Origin of the sequence: Pseudocitrobacter vendiensis (assembly GCF_943590815.1) — a bacterium.
GTDB lineage: Bacteria > Pseudomonadota > Gammaproteobacteria > Enterobacterales > Enterobacteriaceae > Pseudocitrobacter > Pseudocitrobacter vendiensis.
This window is the reverse complement of the sequence record NZ_CALSBS010000006.1, coordinates 184024-196864: the sequence shown is the minus strand read 5'-3', so window position 1 is coordinate 196864 and position 12841 is coordinate 184024. Positions and strand designations below refer to the sequence as shown.

14 protein-coding genes are annotated in these 12841 nt (G+C 52.0%); 8 read left to right on the top strand and 6 right to left on the bottom strand.

The genetic code is table 11. The features are described 5' to 3' along the window. Nucleotides 1-10 precede the first annotated feature (10 nt). Nucleotides 11-1291, top strand: coding sequence for an SLC13 family permease (locus NMC31_RS09330; protein WP_253897727.1), 1281 nt, complete (start codon nt 11-13; stop codon nt 1289-1291). On the opposite strand, the gene NMC31_RS09325 is transcribed toward NMC31_RS09330, so the two are convergent. Continuing rightward, complete coding sequence (locus NMC31_RS09325) at nt 1275-2081, bottom strand: PhzF family phenazine biosynthesis protein (protein WP_253897726.1); 807 nt, start codon at nt 2079-2081, stop codon at nt 1275-1277. The genes NMC31_RS09330 and NMC31_RS09325 overlap by 17 nt on opposite strands. Before the next feature lie 198 nt (nt 2082-2279). Here NMC31_RS09325 and NMC31_RS09320 point away from each other — a divergent pair, with 198 nt between their 5' ends. Next, nucleotides 2280-3479, top strand: a complete 1200-nt coding sequence (locus tag NMC31_RS09320) for a sugar transporter (RefSeq protein WP_253897725.1) — start codon at nt 2280-2282, stop codon at nt 3477-3479. 38 nt (nt 3480-3517) lie between these two features. Here NMC31_RS09320 and NMC31_RS09315 read toward each other — a convergent pair whose 3' ends face one another. Further along, entirely contained in the window at nt 3518-4189 is a 672-nt protein-coding gene (locus NMC31_RS09315; RefSeq protein WP_149463490.1) for a MarC family NAAT transporter, read from the bottom strand. A 240-nt stretch (nt 4190-4429) separates the two neighbouring features. Here NMC31_RS09315 and marR point away from each other — a divergent pair, with 240 nt between their 5' ends. The 3 genes from marR to marB are packed head-to-tail and all read left to right on the top strand — an operon-like array spanning nt 4430 to nt 5515. Continuing rightward, nucleotides 4430-4864, top strand: coding sequence for a multiple antibiotic resistance transcriptional regulator MarR (marR, locus tag NMC31_RS09310; RefSeq protein WP_149463491.1), 435 nt, complete (start codon nt 4430-4432; stop codon nt 4862-4864). 18 nt (nt 4865-4882) lie between these two features. Continuing rightward, complete coding sequence (marA, locus tag NMC31_RS09305; protein WP_015964435.1) at nt 4883-5266, top strand: MDR efflux pump AcrAB transcriptional activator MarA; 384 nt, start codon at nt 4883-4885, stop codon at nt 5264-5266. A 30-nt stretch (nt 5267-5296) separates the two neighbouring features. Next, entirely contained in the window at nt 5297-5515 is a 219-nt protein-coding gene (gene marB, locus NMC31_RS09300) for a multiple antibiotic resistance protein MarB (RefSeq protein ID WP_253897724.1), read from the top strand. Nucleotides 5516-5548: 33 nt separating this feature from the next. Here the strand turns inward: marB and eamA are convergent, their stop codons facing one another. Further along, the gene (gene eamA, locus NMC31_RS09295; protein ID WP_253897723.1) at nt 5549-6448 is read right to left on the bottom strand and encodes an O-acetylserine/cysteine exporter; all 900 of its coding nucleotides are present in this window, start codon (nt 6446-6448) and stop codon (nt 5549-5551) included. A 197-nt stretch (nt 6449-6645) separates the two neighbouring features. Between eamA and ydeE the strand changes: the two genes are divergently transcribed. Next, nucleotides 6646-7836 (top strand): efflux MFS transporter YdeE, encoded by a 1191-nt coding sequence (ydeE, locus tag NMC31_RS09290; RefSeq protein ID WP_253897722.1) that lies wholly within the window; start codon nt 6646-6648, stop codon nt 7834-7836. A 9-nt stretch (nt 7837-7845) separates the two neighbouring features. Here the strand turns inward: ydeE and NMC31_RS09285 are convergent, their stop codons facing one another. After that, nucleotides 7846-8265: a rhodanese-like domain-containing protein gene (locus NMC31_RS09285; protein WP_253897721.1), complete on the bottom strand. Its 420-nt coding sequence runs from the start codon at nt 8263-8265 to the stop codon at nt 7846-7848. A gap of 103 nt (nt 8266-8368) precedes the next feature. Between NMC31_RS09285 and ftrA the strand changes: the two genes are divergently transcribed. Beyond that, entirely contained in the window at nt 8369-9397 is a 1029-nt protein-coding gene (ftrA, locus tag NMC31_RS09280) for a transcriptional regulator FtrA (RefSeq protein ID WP_188016865.1), read from the top strand. Between the two features lie 116 nt (nt 9398-9513). Here the strand turns inward: ftrA and NMC31_RS09275 are convergent, their stop codons facing one another. Beyond that, nucleotides 9514-9684, bottom strand: coding sequence for a hypothetical protein (locus tag NMC31_RS09275; RefSeq protein ID WP_188016862.1), 171 nt, complete (start codon nt 9682-9684; stop codon nt 9514-9516). A gap of 396 nt (nt 9685-10080) precedes the next feature. On the opposite strand from NMC31_RS09275, the gene nqrE reads away from it, so the two are divergent. Further along, on the top strand, nt 10081-10680 hold the full coding sequence (gene nqrE / locus NMC31_RS09270; protein WP_149463497.1) for an NADH:ubiquinone reductase (Na(+)-transporting) subunit E: 600 nt from the start codon (nt 10081-10083) through the stop codon (nt 10678-10680). A 61-nt stretch (nt 10681-10741) separates the two neighbouring features. On the opposite strand, the gene dcp is transcribed toward nqrE, so the two are convergent. Then, nucleotides 10742-12787: a peptidyl-dipeptidase Dcp gene (gene dcp / locus NMC31_RS09265; RefSeq protein ID WP_253897720.1), complete on the bottom strand. Its 2046-nt coding sequence runs from the start codon at nt 12785-12787 to the stop codon at nt 10742-10744. Nucleotides 12788-12841 lie beyond the last annotated feature (54 nt).

Below are 12841 nucleotides of genomic sequence, written 5' to 3'. Positions count from 1 at the left end.
GAGAGAAAAAATGACAATGGAAATGATGTTGGCGCTAGGGATACTGGTTCTGATGATCGTATTGATCATGTCAGACAAAATGCCTTTCGGCGCGCCCCCGCTGCTTGCGTGTTTATTACTGGTTGTCTCGGGTCTGTCTACCGTTCAACAAGCCTTTGCCGGATTCGTAAACCCCAGCGTGATTATGATTGCGGGATTTATGGTGGTGATGGCCGCCTTACAAAAAACCAGACTTATCAATAACGTTAAATCGGCCATGATAAGTCTGGTTAACAAAGGGAGTTATCGTAGCTATGCACTTCTGCTGATTATCGTCATGTTGGGGGCAAGCCTCGCGGGCACGGGGGCGACTGGCTATTACGTGCTGATCCTATCCCTGGTCTCGACCATTCCATATAGCAAAAAACTGCCAACATCAAAGTTGATGATGCCACTGGGTTTTGCCACTAACCATCCGCTCCTTCCGATTAACCTCGCACTTCTTTTTGGTGTAACTGCGACCGTTCTTGAAACAGCCGGTTTTCATCAGGAGATTTCGATGGGGCGCTTTGCATTGGTAAACCTGGTCATGTCGGCGGCCTTTCTTGCATGGAGTCTGATTGCTTATCGCTTTCTTCCGGATCATCCGATTGCCGATGCCTCCGATGACGCCCTTGCCGCCCGCGAAGAAACGTTCAACGCGCTTCCCGCATGGAAAGAATATTGCACCATCGCCGCATTTGGTGTCAGCGTTATCGGCATGATGCTGATGAATATGCTGGGAAACATTGCATTTGTTATACCGGGGCTTGCTGGTGCGTTCGTCCTGATGATTGACGTGTTGGATTTTAAAGAGGTACGCGATCATATGGGCGCTCCCGTCATTCTGATGATGGCGGGGGTAATTGGCGTGGCTGACGCACTGGCGGGCACCGGTTTCACGGCAATGGTTGGCGATGCCGTGGCAGGTGTACTGGGTTCGGGCGTCTCACCGTTCGTCTTTATCGTCGCCTTTGCGTTGCTGACCAGTACCTGCGCCACATTCACCGGGTCGAATATGGGGTCAGTTTATATTTTTGCCCCTATCGCTATAGCCGCCTGCACCAGTCTTGGGCTCAACCCCACAGCTGCGGCCATTGCGGTTGTCATTTCCGGCTGGAACGGCGGCTATATGCCGATTGACGGAATGCCGGCCATGATACTCGGGATGGGGAAATACAAACTTCCGGAATTTTGGGTGTTCTCCGTACCCATGTATCTCATCCGCATTCTGGCACTGTGCGCAGGCGCGGTTTTTATCTTCCCAATGTAGCCTCCGGCAAATAAAGCGTTCCTTTCAGATAAAGGGACGCTTTCCCGCCCATCAATACCCGATTCCCCTGCCATTCGCAGCGCGCATCGCCGCCGCGTGCGGAAACCTGACGCGCCAGCATCCGCGTTTTGCCCAGTTTTTCCCCCCAATAGGGAATCAGCATGGTATGTGATGAGCCCGTAACCGGATCTTCCCACACCGCTTCACCCGGCGAGAAGAATCGGCTGACAAAATCATACGCGCCGTCGCCGCGTGCAGTAATCGCCACTTTGTGTTCTCCGGGGATCATCGCGCTAATATTGGGCGTTACCGCCTCAACCTGCTGACGACTTTCCAGTTCAATAATCCAGGCGCGGCCTTTACGTGCATTGAGGTAATGCGTAATCCCTAGCGCGGCAAGCATCTCGGCAGGCGGTGTCGCGGGTTGCGTCTCGCCTACCGGAAAATCAAGCGTCAGCCATTCGCCTTCGCGCGTGACCGTCAGTTGACCTGATGCGGTTTCAAAGCGGATTGTGCGTTCCGGGTAATGCAATTGCTGAAAAATAACGTGCGCCGTGGCAAGTGTCGCGTGCCCACATAGGTTGACTTCCTGACGTGTGGTAAACCAGCGCAGCTCAAAACCGCTCGCCTGTTGAACCACAAATGCGGTTTCTGACTGATTGTGCTGCTGGGCCATTTTCAGCAATACCATATCGGGCAACCAGTTCTCCAGCACGCAGACCGCCGCGGCATTCCCCTCAAACGGACGCTCACTGAACGCATCCACCAGATAAATATCAATTTCCCGCATTCTGATCTCCTGTCGCTATTCAATCGTTAAAATGACACAAATCTGTGGGCTACGGCAGTCTGATGAAAAAAATCATGGGCAATACCATTGATTGAACAAATACAAAATGAGATCTACATCACAAAATGATTGTCATTTAACCAATAATGGCTTTAAGATCGCACGTCTCATCCTGACCAAACTACCTCAGAAAATTCTATGACAACGAACTCAGTCTCGCGCCACATCGCATGGCTTCGGGTGGTGACGCTCGCCATCGCGGCCTTCATCTTTAATACCACCGAGTTTGTGCCGGTGGGCCTGCTTTCCGATATCGCCGACAGTTTTGGGATGACGACGGCGCAGGTCGGTATCATGCTGACTATCTATGCATGGGTAGTTGCGCTGATGTCACTGCCGTTTATGCTGCTGACCAGCCAGATGGAGCGCCGTAAGTTATTGATTGGCCTGTTTGTGCTGTTTATCGCCAGCCATATCCTCTCTTTCTTTGCCTGGAACTTTACCGTGCTGGTCGTCAGTCGTATCGGTATCGCGTTTGCTCACGCCGTGTTCTGGTCGATCACTGCGTCTCTTGCTATCCGGATGGCACCTGCCGGAAAACGGGCACAGGCGCTGAGCCTGATTGCCACCGGTACCGCACTGGCGATGGTTTTTGGCATTCCGATTGGCCGCATCGTGGGGCAATATTTTGGCTGGCGAACCACCTTCCTGGCCATTGGTATGGGTGCACTGCTGACCATGGTGGCGCTGATTAAACTGCTGCCCAAACTGCCGAGTGAGCATTCGGGTTCCCTGAAAAGCCTGCCTGTACTGTTCCGTCGCCCTGCACTGGTCAGCATTTATCTGCTGACCGTGGTTGTGGTAACCGCCCATTACACCGCATACAGCTATATCGAACCTTTTGTCCAAAACGTTGCCGGGCTGAGCGGGAATTTCGCCACCATGCTGCTGCTGATTCTTGGCGGCGCGGGCATCATCGGCAGTATTCTGTTCGGGAAACTGGGTAATTTGCACGCTTCTGGCCTCATCACCAGCGCGATCGGTCTGCTGTTGATTTGCCTGCTGCTACTATTGCCGGCGTCCCATCAGGCCAGCCACCTTGCGGTACTGAGCGTCTTCTGGGGTGTTGCGATTATGATTATCGGCCTGGGCATGCAGGTGAAAGTGCTGTCGCTGGCACCAGATGCAACCGACGTAGCGATGTCGCTGTTTTCCGGGATCTTTAATATTGGTATTGGTGCGGGCGCGCTGCTGGGAAGCCAGATAAGTAGCCACATCTCAATGGCCTCAATTGGTTATGTCGGGGCGGTTCCGGCGATTGCCGCATTGATCTGGTCGGTGATTATCTTCCGCCGCTGGCCCGCGGCGTCATTAGAAGAGCAGGCGCACCGCTCGTGATGGTAAGTGAGCCGGGCTGATATCCCCGGCTCCCTGTATTACGCGCCCGGCCAGGTGTTAATAATTTCCACCACGCCGTTAATAATAAACTGCACGCCCATACACACCAGCAAGAATCCCATCAGGCGCGAAATGGCTTCGATGCCACCTTTCCCTACCCAGCGCATGATCGCCCCGGAACTGCGCAGGCTCCCCCACAGAATAATCCCCACCAGCGCGAATATAATGGGCGGCGAAACAAGCACCACCCATTCAGGGAAACTCACGCCGTGTTTAATAGTAGACGCCGAGCTGATAATCATGGCGATGGTACCCGGCCCTGCTGTGCTCGGCATCGCCAGCGGCACAAACGCAATATTGGCGGTCGGCTCGTCTTCCAGCTCTTCTGATTTGCTGGACGCTTCCGGGGATTCGTGAGCTTTCTGCTGCGGGAAAAGCATGCGGAAGCCAATGAACGCGACGATCAATCCCCCGGCGATACGCAGGCCAGGTATTGAAATACCGAATGTATTCATCACCAGCTGACCGGCATAGTAAGCCACCATCATAATGGCGAAGACATAAATAGACGCCATCCGTGCCTGATGATTACGTTCTGCCGCGTTCATATTTCCCGCTAATCCGAGAAAAAGCGCTACGGTCGTGAGCGGATTTGCCAGCGGTAAAAGCACCACCAGACCAAGCCCGATAGCCTGAAAAAGTTCAATCATATGAGATACTAGCCTTCTCTGTTTTACGAATAAGTTCGCAGTCTACGCGATGCAGTATAGCGTTTTCGCAGCATCTCTTGCTATGTCACCCCGTTGTACAGAATTTCCTCTTAATGGTAGTTGGATAGTCTCTGTTCAGCGTTTTAGCAAATCGTGGCATCCCTCAATCCATTCAGTTGACTTATGATTGCGTGAGAAATAATATCCACCGCAACTAAAGTACTTGCCAGGGCAACCATTGTGAACATCACAAGCGACCTCTTCAATGAAATCATCCCGCTTGGGCATTTGATTCACATGGTTAATCAGAAAAAAGATCGCTTACTCAACGAGCATCTATCGCCTGAAGACATTACTTCCTCACAGTTCAGGGTCCTCTGCTCTATCCGCTGCAAAGGCAGCATTACACCGGTAGAGCTGAAGAAAATCCTTTCGGTCGATCTGGGCGCGCTTACCAGAATGCTTGACCGATTGCTTTGTCGGGGCTGGATTGCCCGTTTGCCGAATCCTCATGACAAACGCGGCGTACTTATCCAGTTAACGCCAGAAGGCGCTGAAATTTGTGAGAAATGTCATCAGCTTGTTGGGCAGGACCTGCACCAGGAATTAACAAAAAACTTAACGGCAAACGAAGTTGCAACGCTTGAGCTTCTGTTAAAAAAGATTTTGCCGTAAACAGAAAGAGGTAAGACGATGTCCAGACGCAACACTGACGCTATCACCATTCATAGCATTTTGGACTGGATCGAAGATAACCTTGAATCGCCCCTGTCGCTGGAAAAAGTGTCAGAGCGCTCGGGTTACTCCAAATGGCACCTGCAACGGATGTTTAAAAAGGAAACGGGACACTCTTTAGGTCAGTACATTCGCACCCGTAAATTGACCGAGATTGCCCAGAAGTTAAAAGAGAGCAATGAGCCGATTCTCTACCTGGCAGAACGCTACGGTTTTGAATCACAGCAGACGTTGACGCGAACCTTTAAAAACTATTTCGATGTGCCACCGCACAAGTATCGCGTTACCAATATGCACGGAGAGTCTCGTTATCTCTTCCCGCTTAATCACTGTAGTTATTAATCGCCTGTACAAGACGTATCGAGGAATACCATGAAACTGTTCGCCTCCGCTGCCTTCGCTATTATGGCGTTGGTTTCCAGCCAGAGTTACGCGGAGCAAACCCTGACACCTACGCAACACAACGCCCGAGACACCATGATTATGCCGTCGGCTAACCAACAGTCGCCGTTCGATTTTAATCATATGAATGCCGGTAGCGACAAATCAGACGAACTGGGCGTGCCGTACTACAACCAGCGTGGCCTCTGATTTGTGTCCGCCCCGCACACGCGGGGCGTTGCTTTATCCCCTCGCCGCCCGCATGCCGGGCAGACGCAATCCGAAGACGTTAATAAACAAGCCCGCCATAATCAGCACCGCTCCCAAAAGCTGTAATGCCGATAAGGTTTCATCAAGCATTAACGCCGCGCTTGCCAGCCCCACGACCGGAACCAATAGCGATAACGGTGCCACACGCCAGGTTTCATAACGTCCGAGTAACGTACCCCAAATGCCATAGCCGATAATTGTCGCTACGAATGCCAGATAGACCAGCGACAAAATCGTGGTGAGATCGATAGCCAACAGACTTTGCGCCATCAGCGACGGGCCGTCAAAAATAAGAGAACTGAGCATAAACGGAATAATCGGGATCAGCGCACTCCACACCACCAGCGACATCACCGCCGGTCTTGATTCATGTTGCATGATACGTTTATTGAAGATATTGCCGCAGGCCCAGCTTAACGCCGCCGCCAGGGTGAGCATAAAACCTAACAAGCCGACATGCTGACCATTCAGGCTCCCCTCAATCAACACCAGTACGCCAAATACCGCCAGAGAAATCCCGGCCACCTGCTTGCCCTGCAAACGTTCGCCAAACACAAATGCACCGAGAATGATGGTAAAGAACGCCTGCGCCTGAAGCACCAGCGAGGCCAGCCCGGCAGGCATACCAAATTTGATCGCGCAAAACAGAAAGGCAAACTGACCAAAGCTTATCGTCAGGCCATAACCCAATAACAGGTGAAGGGGAACTTTCGGCCTTGCCACAAAAAATATGGCCGGAAACGCCACCAGTAGGAAGCGTAATCCTGCTAACAACAGTGGCGGCATATTGTGCAGGCCCACTTTGATCACCACAAAGTTGATGCCCCACGCCACCACCACCAGCAATGCCAGTAGCCCGTCTTTACGTGTCATACCCTGCCTCAATTATTTATTAAAATTATGTGAACAGATTCAACATAACTAAAAATAGCAAGATCGAACAGATCATTATTTTTGGCAGGATAAAATGTTCAGACGAGCTCTGCGCTCGGGTATACAAGTGCGCGTTGGCATGATATTTCTGAAAAGGCACATCACAACGAAAACATAACAAATCGTCAGGCAGAACAATGAATCCAACTTTACGGCGCTCCACCGGTGCGCTGCTGGCGTCGTCGCTTTTGTTGACCATCGGGCGTGGCGCGACACTTCCTTTTATGACTATCTACCTCACGCGCAAATATGCAATGACGGTCGATACCATCGGCTATGCCATGACTATTGCGCTGACCATCGGCGTCATCTTTAGCCTTGGCTTTGGCATTCTCGCGGATAAGTTTGATAAGAAACGCTATATGCTGCTGGCGATCGTTGCGTTTATTGCCGGGTTTATTGCCATTCCACTGGTGAACAGCGTTACGCTGGTAGTGCTGTTCTTCGCGTTAATTAACTGCTCTTATTCGGTGTTCGCTACCGTTCTGAAAGCCTGGTTCTCCGATGCCCTGTCATCGACAGAAAAGGCGCGGATCTTCTCCCTCAACTACACCATTCTCAATATCGGCTGGACTGTCGGGCCACCGCTCGGCACGTTGTTGGTGATGTACAGTATCAATCTGCCCTTCCTGCTGGCCGCCGTATGCGCAGCATTACCCCTGATACTGATTCAGCATTACGTACAACGACTCGTCGCCAGTGAGAGCGAACAAACGCCAGTGGCCTGGGATCCGTCGGTGTTACTGCGTGACAAAGCCTTGTTGTGGTTCACGCTCTCGGGTCTGCTCGCCTCCTTCGTAGGCGGGTCGTTTGCTTCGTGTCTTTCGCAATATGTGCTGGCCGTGGCAGACAGCACCTTCGCAGAGAAAGTGATCGCGGTGATCCTGCCGGTGAATGCCGCTATTGTTGTATCACTCCAGTATGCGGTGGGACGCCGACTCAGTGCCAGAAACCTGCGTCCACTCATGACGCTGGGCACCGTTTGCTTTGTGCTGGGGCTGGTCGGCTTTATGTATTCCGACAACAATTTGATTTACTGGGGACTTGCGGCGGCGGTGTTTACGATTGGCGAGGTTATCTATGCGCCCGGCGAATATATGTTGATTGATAACATCGCCCCGCCGGGCATGAAAGCCAGCTACTTCTCAGCGCAGGCGCTGGGCTGGATGGGTGCCGCGATAAACCCTATGCTCACAGGGCAAATTCTTACGCACATGCCACCCGCGTCGCTGTTCCTGATTTTAATTGCCGCGATCGTCATCGCCTGGGCGTTAATACTCAAGGGGATGAAAGCCAGCGGCAGGCGTAAAGCACTCTTCGCACAATAAGCGTTATCCTCAGCGCGCATTTATCGCGTGCTGAGGCGTGTCGGAAAACGCATATCCTTCATCCTGCCAGCCGGTCATCCCACCTATCATCACTTTCACCGGACGCCCCAGTAACGCCAGCTTCAGCGCCGCTTGATCGGCGCCGTTGCAGTGTGGGCCTGCGCAATAGACCACAAATAACGTCTCCTGTGACCACTCTGCCATTCGCTCTGCCGTCATCTGACGATGAGGCAAATGATGCGCACCGGGAATATGCCTCGTGGCAAACATTTCCGGGCTGCCAACGGCATGCAGAAGCACAAAATCCACATCCCCATTACGCATGGCAGCGTGCACATCGGCACAATCTGTTTCCATACTTAAACGCTTGCGGAAATGACGTACCGAGTCTTCGGCTGAGGCCACGGCAAATTCACTCACATAACTCATAGTCACATCTCCTGGTCTGTGTTAACACTATGTTGTCACCGCATCTGCGGGATCCACTATCGCGAGTATAACCATGGTATTACCCCTTAAGCCGCCCGCATCTCTGACAGAAAACGGCCAGAATATGACAATCTCTGATTCTCCCCAGGTGGTCGTACTGGCTTATGATGGGCTTTGTACGTTTGAATTCGGCGTGGCGGTCGAAATTTTTGGCCTCCCGCGCCCAGAAATGGGCGACCGCTGGTATCGCTTTGCTGTCGCCGCCGTGGATGACGGAGAAATGCGCGCCCTCGGCGGCATTCGTCTTATAACGGATGGCGGTTTAGAACGCTTACAGGAGGCTGATACGATTGTGGTACCTGGCTGGCGTGGCGTGGAAACACCTGTGCCTGAAGAATTGTCTGAAGCATTGCGTCAGGCTCATGCCCGGGGTTGCCGAATTATGTCTATTTGTTCCGGCGTTTTTGTACTGGCGGCGGCTGGCCTGCTGGACGGTAAAAAGGCCACAACCCACTGGCGTTATACCGAGAGGCTCCAGCAGCGTTATCCCGCGATCGATGTGGTCGATGATGTACTTTATATGATGCAGGATAACGTCATGACATCAGCAGGCAGCGCTGCGGGGATTGATCTCTGTTTGCACGTGGTGCGCCTTGATTTTGGTCTCGATGCCGCAAATATCGTAGCGCGCCGTTTGGTCGTCCAGCCTCATCGTGATGGCGCACAAAAGCAGCAGGTTGAGCGACCTGTCGCGCGCGATCGCGAAAGCCTGCGGTTAGGCGCGCTGTTTGATTATCTGCACCAGAATATTGCTGAAAACCATACGGTGGCTTCACTGGCACAGCGTATGGGGATGAGTGAACGTACGTTTTTACGCAGATTTCAGGAATCAACAGGAAAAACGCCGGCACGCTGGCTGTTAGACGAACGCCTTCGCCGTGCGCAGCATTATCTGGTAACGACGCGAATGAGTATGGAAAGCGTGGCTGAGCAAGCAGGATTTGTAAACGGTAAGACTTTGCGTCGCCATTTCCAGCGGCATCTGGCAAGCAGCCCACTCGCCTGGCGGAAAAAATTCACGGTTAACGGTGAATATGAGTCTTTTGGACAAAAAAAACCGCCAGATATCTGACGGTAAAATGCTTGCATGGATAGATCTGTGTTTTTGCTTATACAGTCATTCGTAGACATCCGTGGTCACGACGACTGTTGCTAAAATCATCCTAGCACTGGTTTCCTCAATGAAAGCTAAACGACAAATACGTCATTCAGCGTATTTGTTTTCCAGCCTTTTTTGCTTTTACAGCAGGCTGTGCGATCCGCCCACCCTCTGCCGGACCGTGATTCCTGTAAATTTTGATTTTCAGGCGTGTTTGACCAGGTGATGCCACGGCGAATTTTACGCATACTTTTTTTCATACTACCCTCCGGCAGATTGTCGAAATTTAATCCATTAACTCAACAAGTTACAAAACAATAGTAGCAGTCTGAATGGCGAGTTACTTCAATAAATGCGCTTATTTGTAAAGACGGTGTGAGGAAATGCACGAATGCTAAAGACATAGATATCAACATCAGACACCTACCGAATATGTCGGGTTGCCGTGAAATGCATCTTGCGTAAGATAATCCGTGTTATCTTCCTTCAGGATTGATGACGAGAATGCATAATTCATTGTCAGATTTAGCCCGCCTTCCCCTGTGCGGGCTTTTTTTCGTGTTTTCATCACATAAACAGACATCAAAAATAAAAAACATTTGATACCAAATCAGATAAATTATAATGCGGATGAATAACACTACAGGGAGGTTGTCGTGTTTGAAGCCCATTTAAATATTTTTATCAGAGCGGTATTTGTTGAAAACATGGCACTCAATTTCTTTTTAGGGATGTGCACGTTTCTGGCGATTTCTAAAAAGATCGATATCGCCTTTCGTCTTGGCCTTACGGTTACCGCCCTGCTTACCGTGGCGACCCCCATCAATAATCTGATTTATACCCATCTGCTGAGAGAGAACGCGTTAATTGAAGGTGTGGATCTGAGTTTTCTCGATTTCATCACCTTTATTGGCGTACTTGCAGCACTGGTACAGATCCTGGAAATGGTGCTGGATCGTTTTCTGCCCGCCTTGCATCACACACTTGGGGCATTCCTGCCATTGTTGACTATACATTGTGCGATCTTTGGCGCGACCATTTTTATGGTTCAGCGCGAGTATACGTTTGGGGAATCCATCACTTACGGCGCCGGATGTGGCCTCGGCTGGATGCTGGCGCTGGTGGCTCTGGCGGGCATTCGCGAGAAGCTGAAATACGCCAATATGCCAAAAGGTCTGCGAGGGCTCGGCAGCGTGTTTATTACCGCCGGGTTGATGTCGCTTGGGTTTATGTCGTTTTCGGGGATATCGCTTTAGGCAAACTGCCCCCTCACCCTAACCCTCTCCCTGGGGGAGAGGGCCGGGGTGAGGGGCCGTACTACTCACTCAACCCACGATTCCTCAGCATCGACTCAATCAGCGGATCGTGCCCGCGCCAGTCTCGGTACAGCGCTTCTAAATCGCTACTATTCCCGCGCGACAATATCGCCTGACGGAAACGTTCACCGTTCTCGCGGCTTAAACCGCCCTGCTCTTCAAACCAAAGATAGCCGTCATCGGCCAGCATTTGTGTCCATAAATAGGCGTAATAGCCAGCGGCGTAGCCTCCGCCAAAGATATGGGCAAAATAGCTGCTACGGTAACGTGGTGGTACCGCAGCGAGATGCAGATTTTCTTGCTGTAAGGCCTGCGCTTCAAATTGCGCCACGTTCTGCGGAATAGACTGCGCTGTCACCGTATGCCAGTTCATATCCAGCAACGCCGCGCTGAGCAGTTCCGTCATGTCATAGCCTTTATTGAACTTCGCGGCACGTAACATGCTCTCGCGCAGGGCTTCCGGCATCGGCTCACCGGTTTGGTGATGGCGGGCATAGTGGGCAAACACCTCCGGATGACTGGCCCAGTGTTCGTTGATTTGCGACGGAAACTCGACAAAATCACGCGGCGTATTGGTGCCGGAAAGCGTGGCATAGCGCTGGCTGGCAAACAGACCGTGGAGCGCGTGACCGAATTCGTGGAACAGAGTAATAACGTCATCCCACGCGATCAACGCACTGTTGCCGGCGGCTGGTTTTGGGTAGTTACAAACGTTGTAAATCACCGGACGCGTATTGAGCAGCGTTGATTGCTGAACAAAGTTATCCATCCACGCCCCGCCGCTTTTGCTGTCCCGGGCAAAGAAATCACCATAAAACAGGGCAATACCTTCGCCATCTTCGGCAAAAATCTCCCAAACGCGAACATCGGGATGATAAACCGGAATATCGAAGCGCTCGACAAAGCGAATACCAAACAGTTGGCTGGCCGCCCAGAAAACCCCCTCAACCAGCACACTTTCGAGTGCAAAATAGGGTTTGATCTGCGCTTCATCAATGGTGTATTTCTCGCGACGAACCTGTTCAGCGTAATAGAGCCAGTCCCAGGCTTGCGCCGCAAACGGCGCCGGCTGAGAATCAATAACCTGCTGAATATCTGCCAGTTCTCGCTCAGCGCGCGCCCGGGCTGCAGGGGCGATTTCGCGCATAAAATGCAGCGCCGCGTCCGGCGTTTTCGCCATCTGATCGGCCATACTCCAGCTGGCGTAATCCTTAAAACCTAACAGGGCGGCCTGTTTCGCGCGAATATCGACCAACTTCAACACCAGTTCGCGCGTGTCATTATCATCGCCCGTTTCCGTACGAGACCATGCGGCATTAAACAGCTTTTCGCGCGTTTGCCTGTCGTGCAAAGACGCCAGGAACGGTTGTTGGGTCGTATTCAACAGGGGAAGCAGCCAGCAGTTATGCAGCCCTCGCTCCTGTGCCGCGACCGATGCAGCAGCTAACTCTTCTGGGTTCAGGCCATCAAGCTGAATAGGTTCCTCAATGACCAGCCCACCCGCTTTTGTGGCCGCCAGCAGGCGCTGATGAAACTGGCTACTGAGCGTGGCGGACTGCGTATTCAGCGCTTTTAACTGCGCTTTTTCATCCGCGCCCAGCGTGGCGCCCGCCAGAATAAAGCGCTGATAGATGACCTCAACAAGGCGGCGTGATTCCGCATCCAGAGTTAATTCATCACGTGACTGCCAGACCGCATCTACGCGGCTGAACAGCGCATCATTAAGATAAATATCGTTTGAAAGTTCAGCCAGCTCTGCCGAAAATTGTTCGTCCAGACGCTGAATCTCATCGTTAGTATGTGCCGCAGCCATCGCAAAGAAAACACGGGTCACGCGGGTCAGCAATTCGCCGCTTTTCTCCAGCGCAATGAATGTATTCTCAAAGTTCGCCGGTTCCGGGTTTTGTGCGATGTGGCCAATCTCTTCGCGCTTGCGCTTCACACCTTCGTTAAACGCCGGGCGATAGTCGCTGTCACTGATCAAATTAAACGGGGGGGCCTGATACGGCAGCGTACTGGCAGCAAAGAATGGGTTGGTGGCCAACATGTTCGACTCCTTGAAATGACTTTCCCTTAGAGTAGGCACCCCCCGGAAAGACCG

Coding starts and splice junctions, on each gene's coding strand:
- NMC31_RS09330 (WP_253897727.1), top strand. CDS start 11: ATGACAATGGAAATGATGTTGGCGCTAGGGATACTGGTTCTGATGATC.
- NMC31_RS09285 (WP_253897721.1), bottom strand. CDS start 8,265: ATGAGTTATGTGAGTGAATTTGCCGTGGCCTCAGCCGAAGACTCGGTA.
- eamA (WP_253897723.1), bottom strand. CDS start 6,448: ATGACACGTAAAGACGGGCTACTGGCATTGCTGGTGGTGGTGGCGTGG.
- NMC31_RS09315 (WP_149463490.1), bottom strand. CDS start 4,189: ATGATTGAACTTTTTCAGGCTATCGGGCTTGGTCTGGTGGTGCTTTTA.
- marB (WP_253897724.1), top strand. CDS start 5,297: ATGAAACTGTTCGCCTCCGCTGCCTTCGCTATTATGGCGTTGGTTTCC.
- NMC31_RS09320 (WP_253897725.1), top strand. CDS start 2,280: ATGACAACGAACTCAGTCTCGCGCCACATCGCATGGCTTCGGGTGGTG.
- NMC31_RS09275 (WP_188016862.1), bottom strand. CDS start 9,684: ATGAAAAAAAGTATGCGTAAAATTCGCCGTGGCATCACCTGGTCAAAC.
- ydeE (WP_253897722.1), top strand. CDS start 6,646: ATGAATCCAACTTTACGGCGCTCCACCGGTGCGCTGCTGGCGTCGTCG.
- dcp (WP_253897720.1), bottom strand. CDS start 12,787: ATGTTGGCCACCAACCCATTCTTTGCTGCCAGTACGCTGCCGTATCAG.
- marA (WP_015964435.1), top strand. CDS start 4,883: ATGTCCAGACGCAACACTGACGCTATCACCATTCATAGCATTTTGGAC.
- NMC31_RS09325 (WP_253897726.1), bottom strand. CDS start 2,081: ATGCGGGAAATTGATATTTATCTGGTGGATGCGTTCAGTGAGCGTCCG.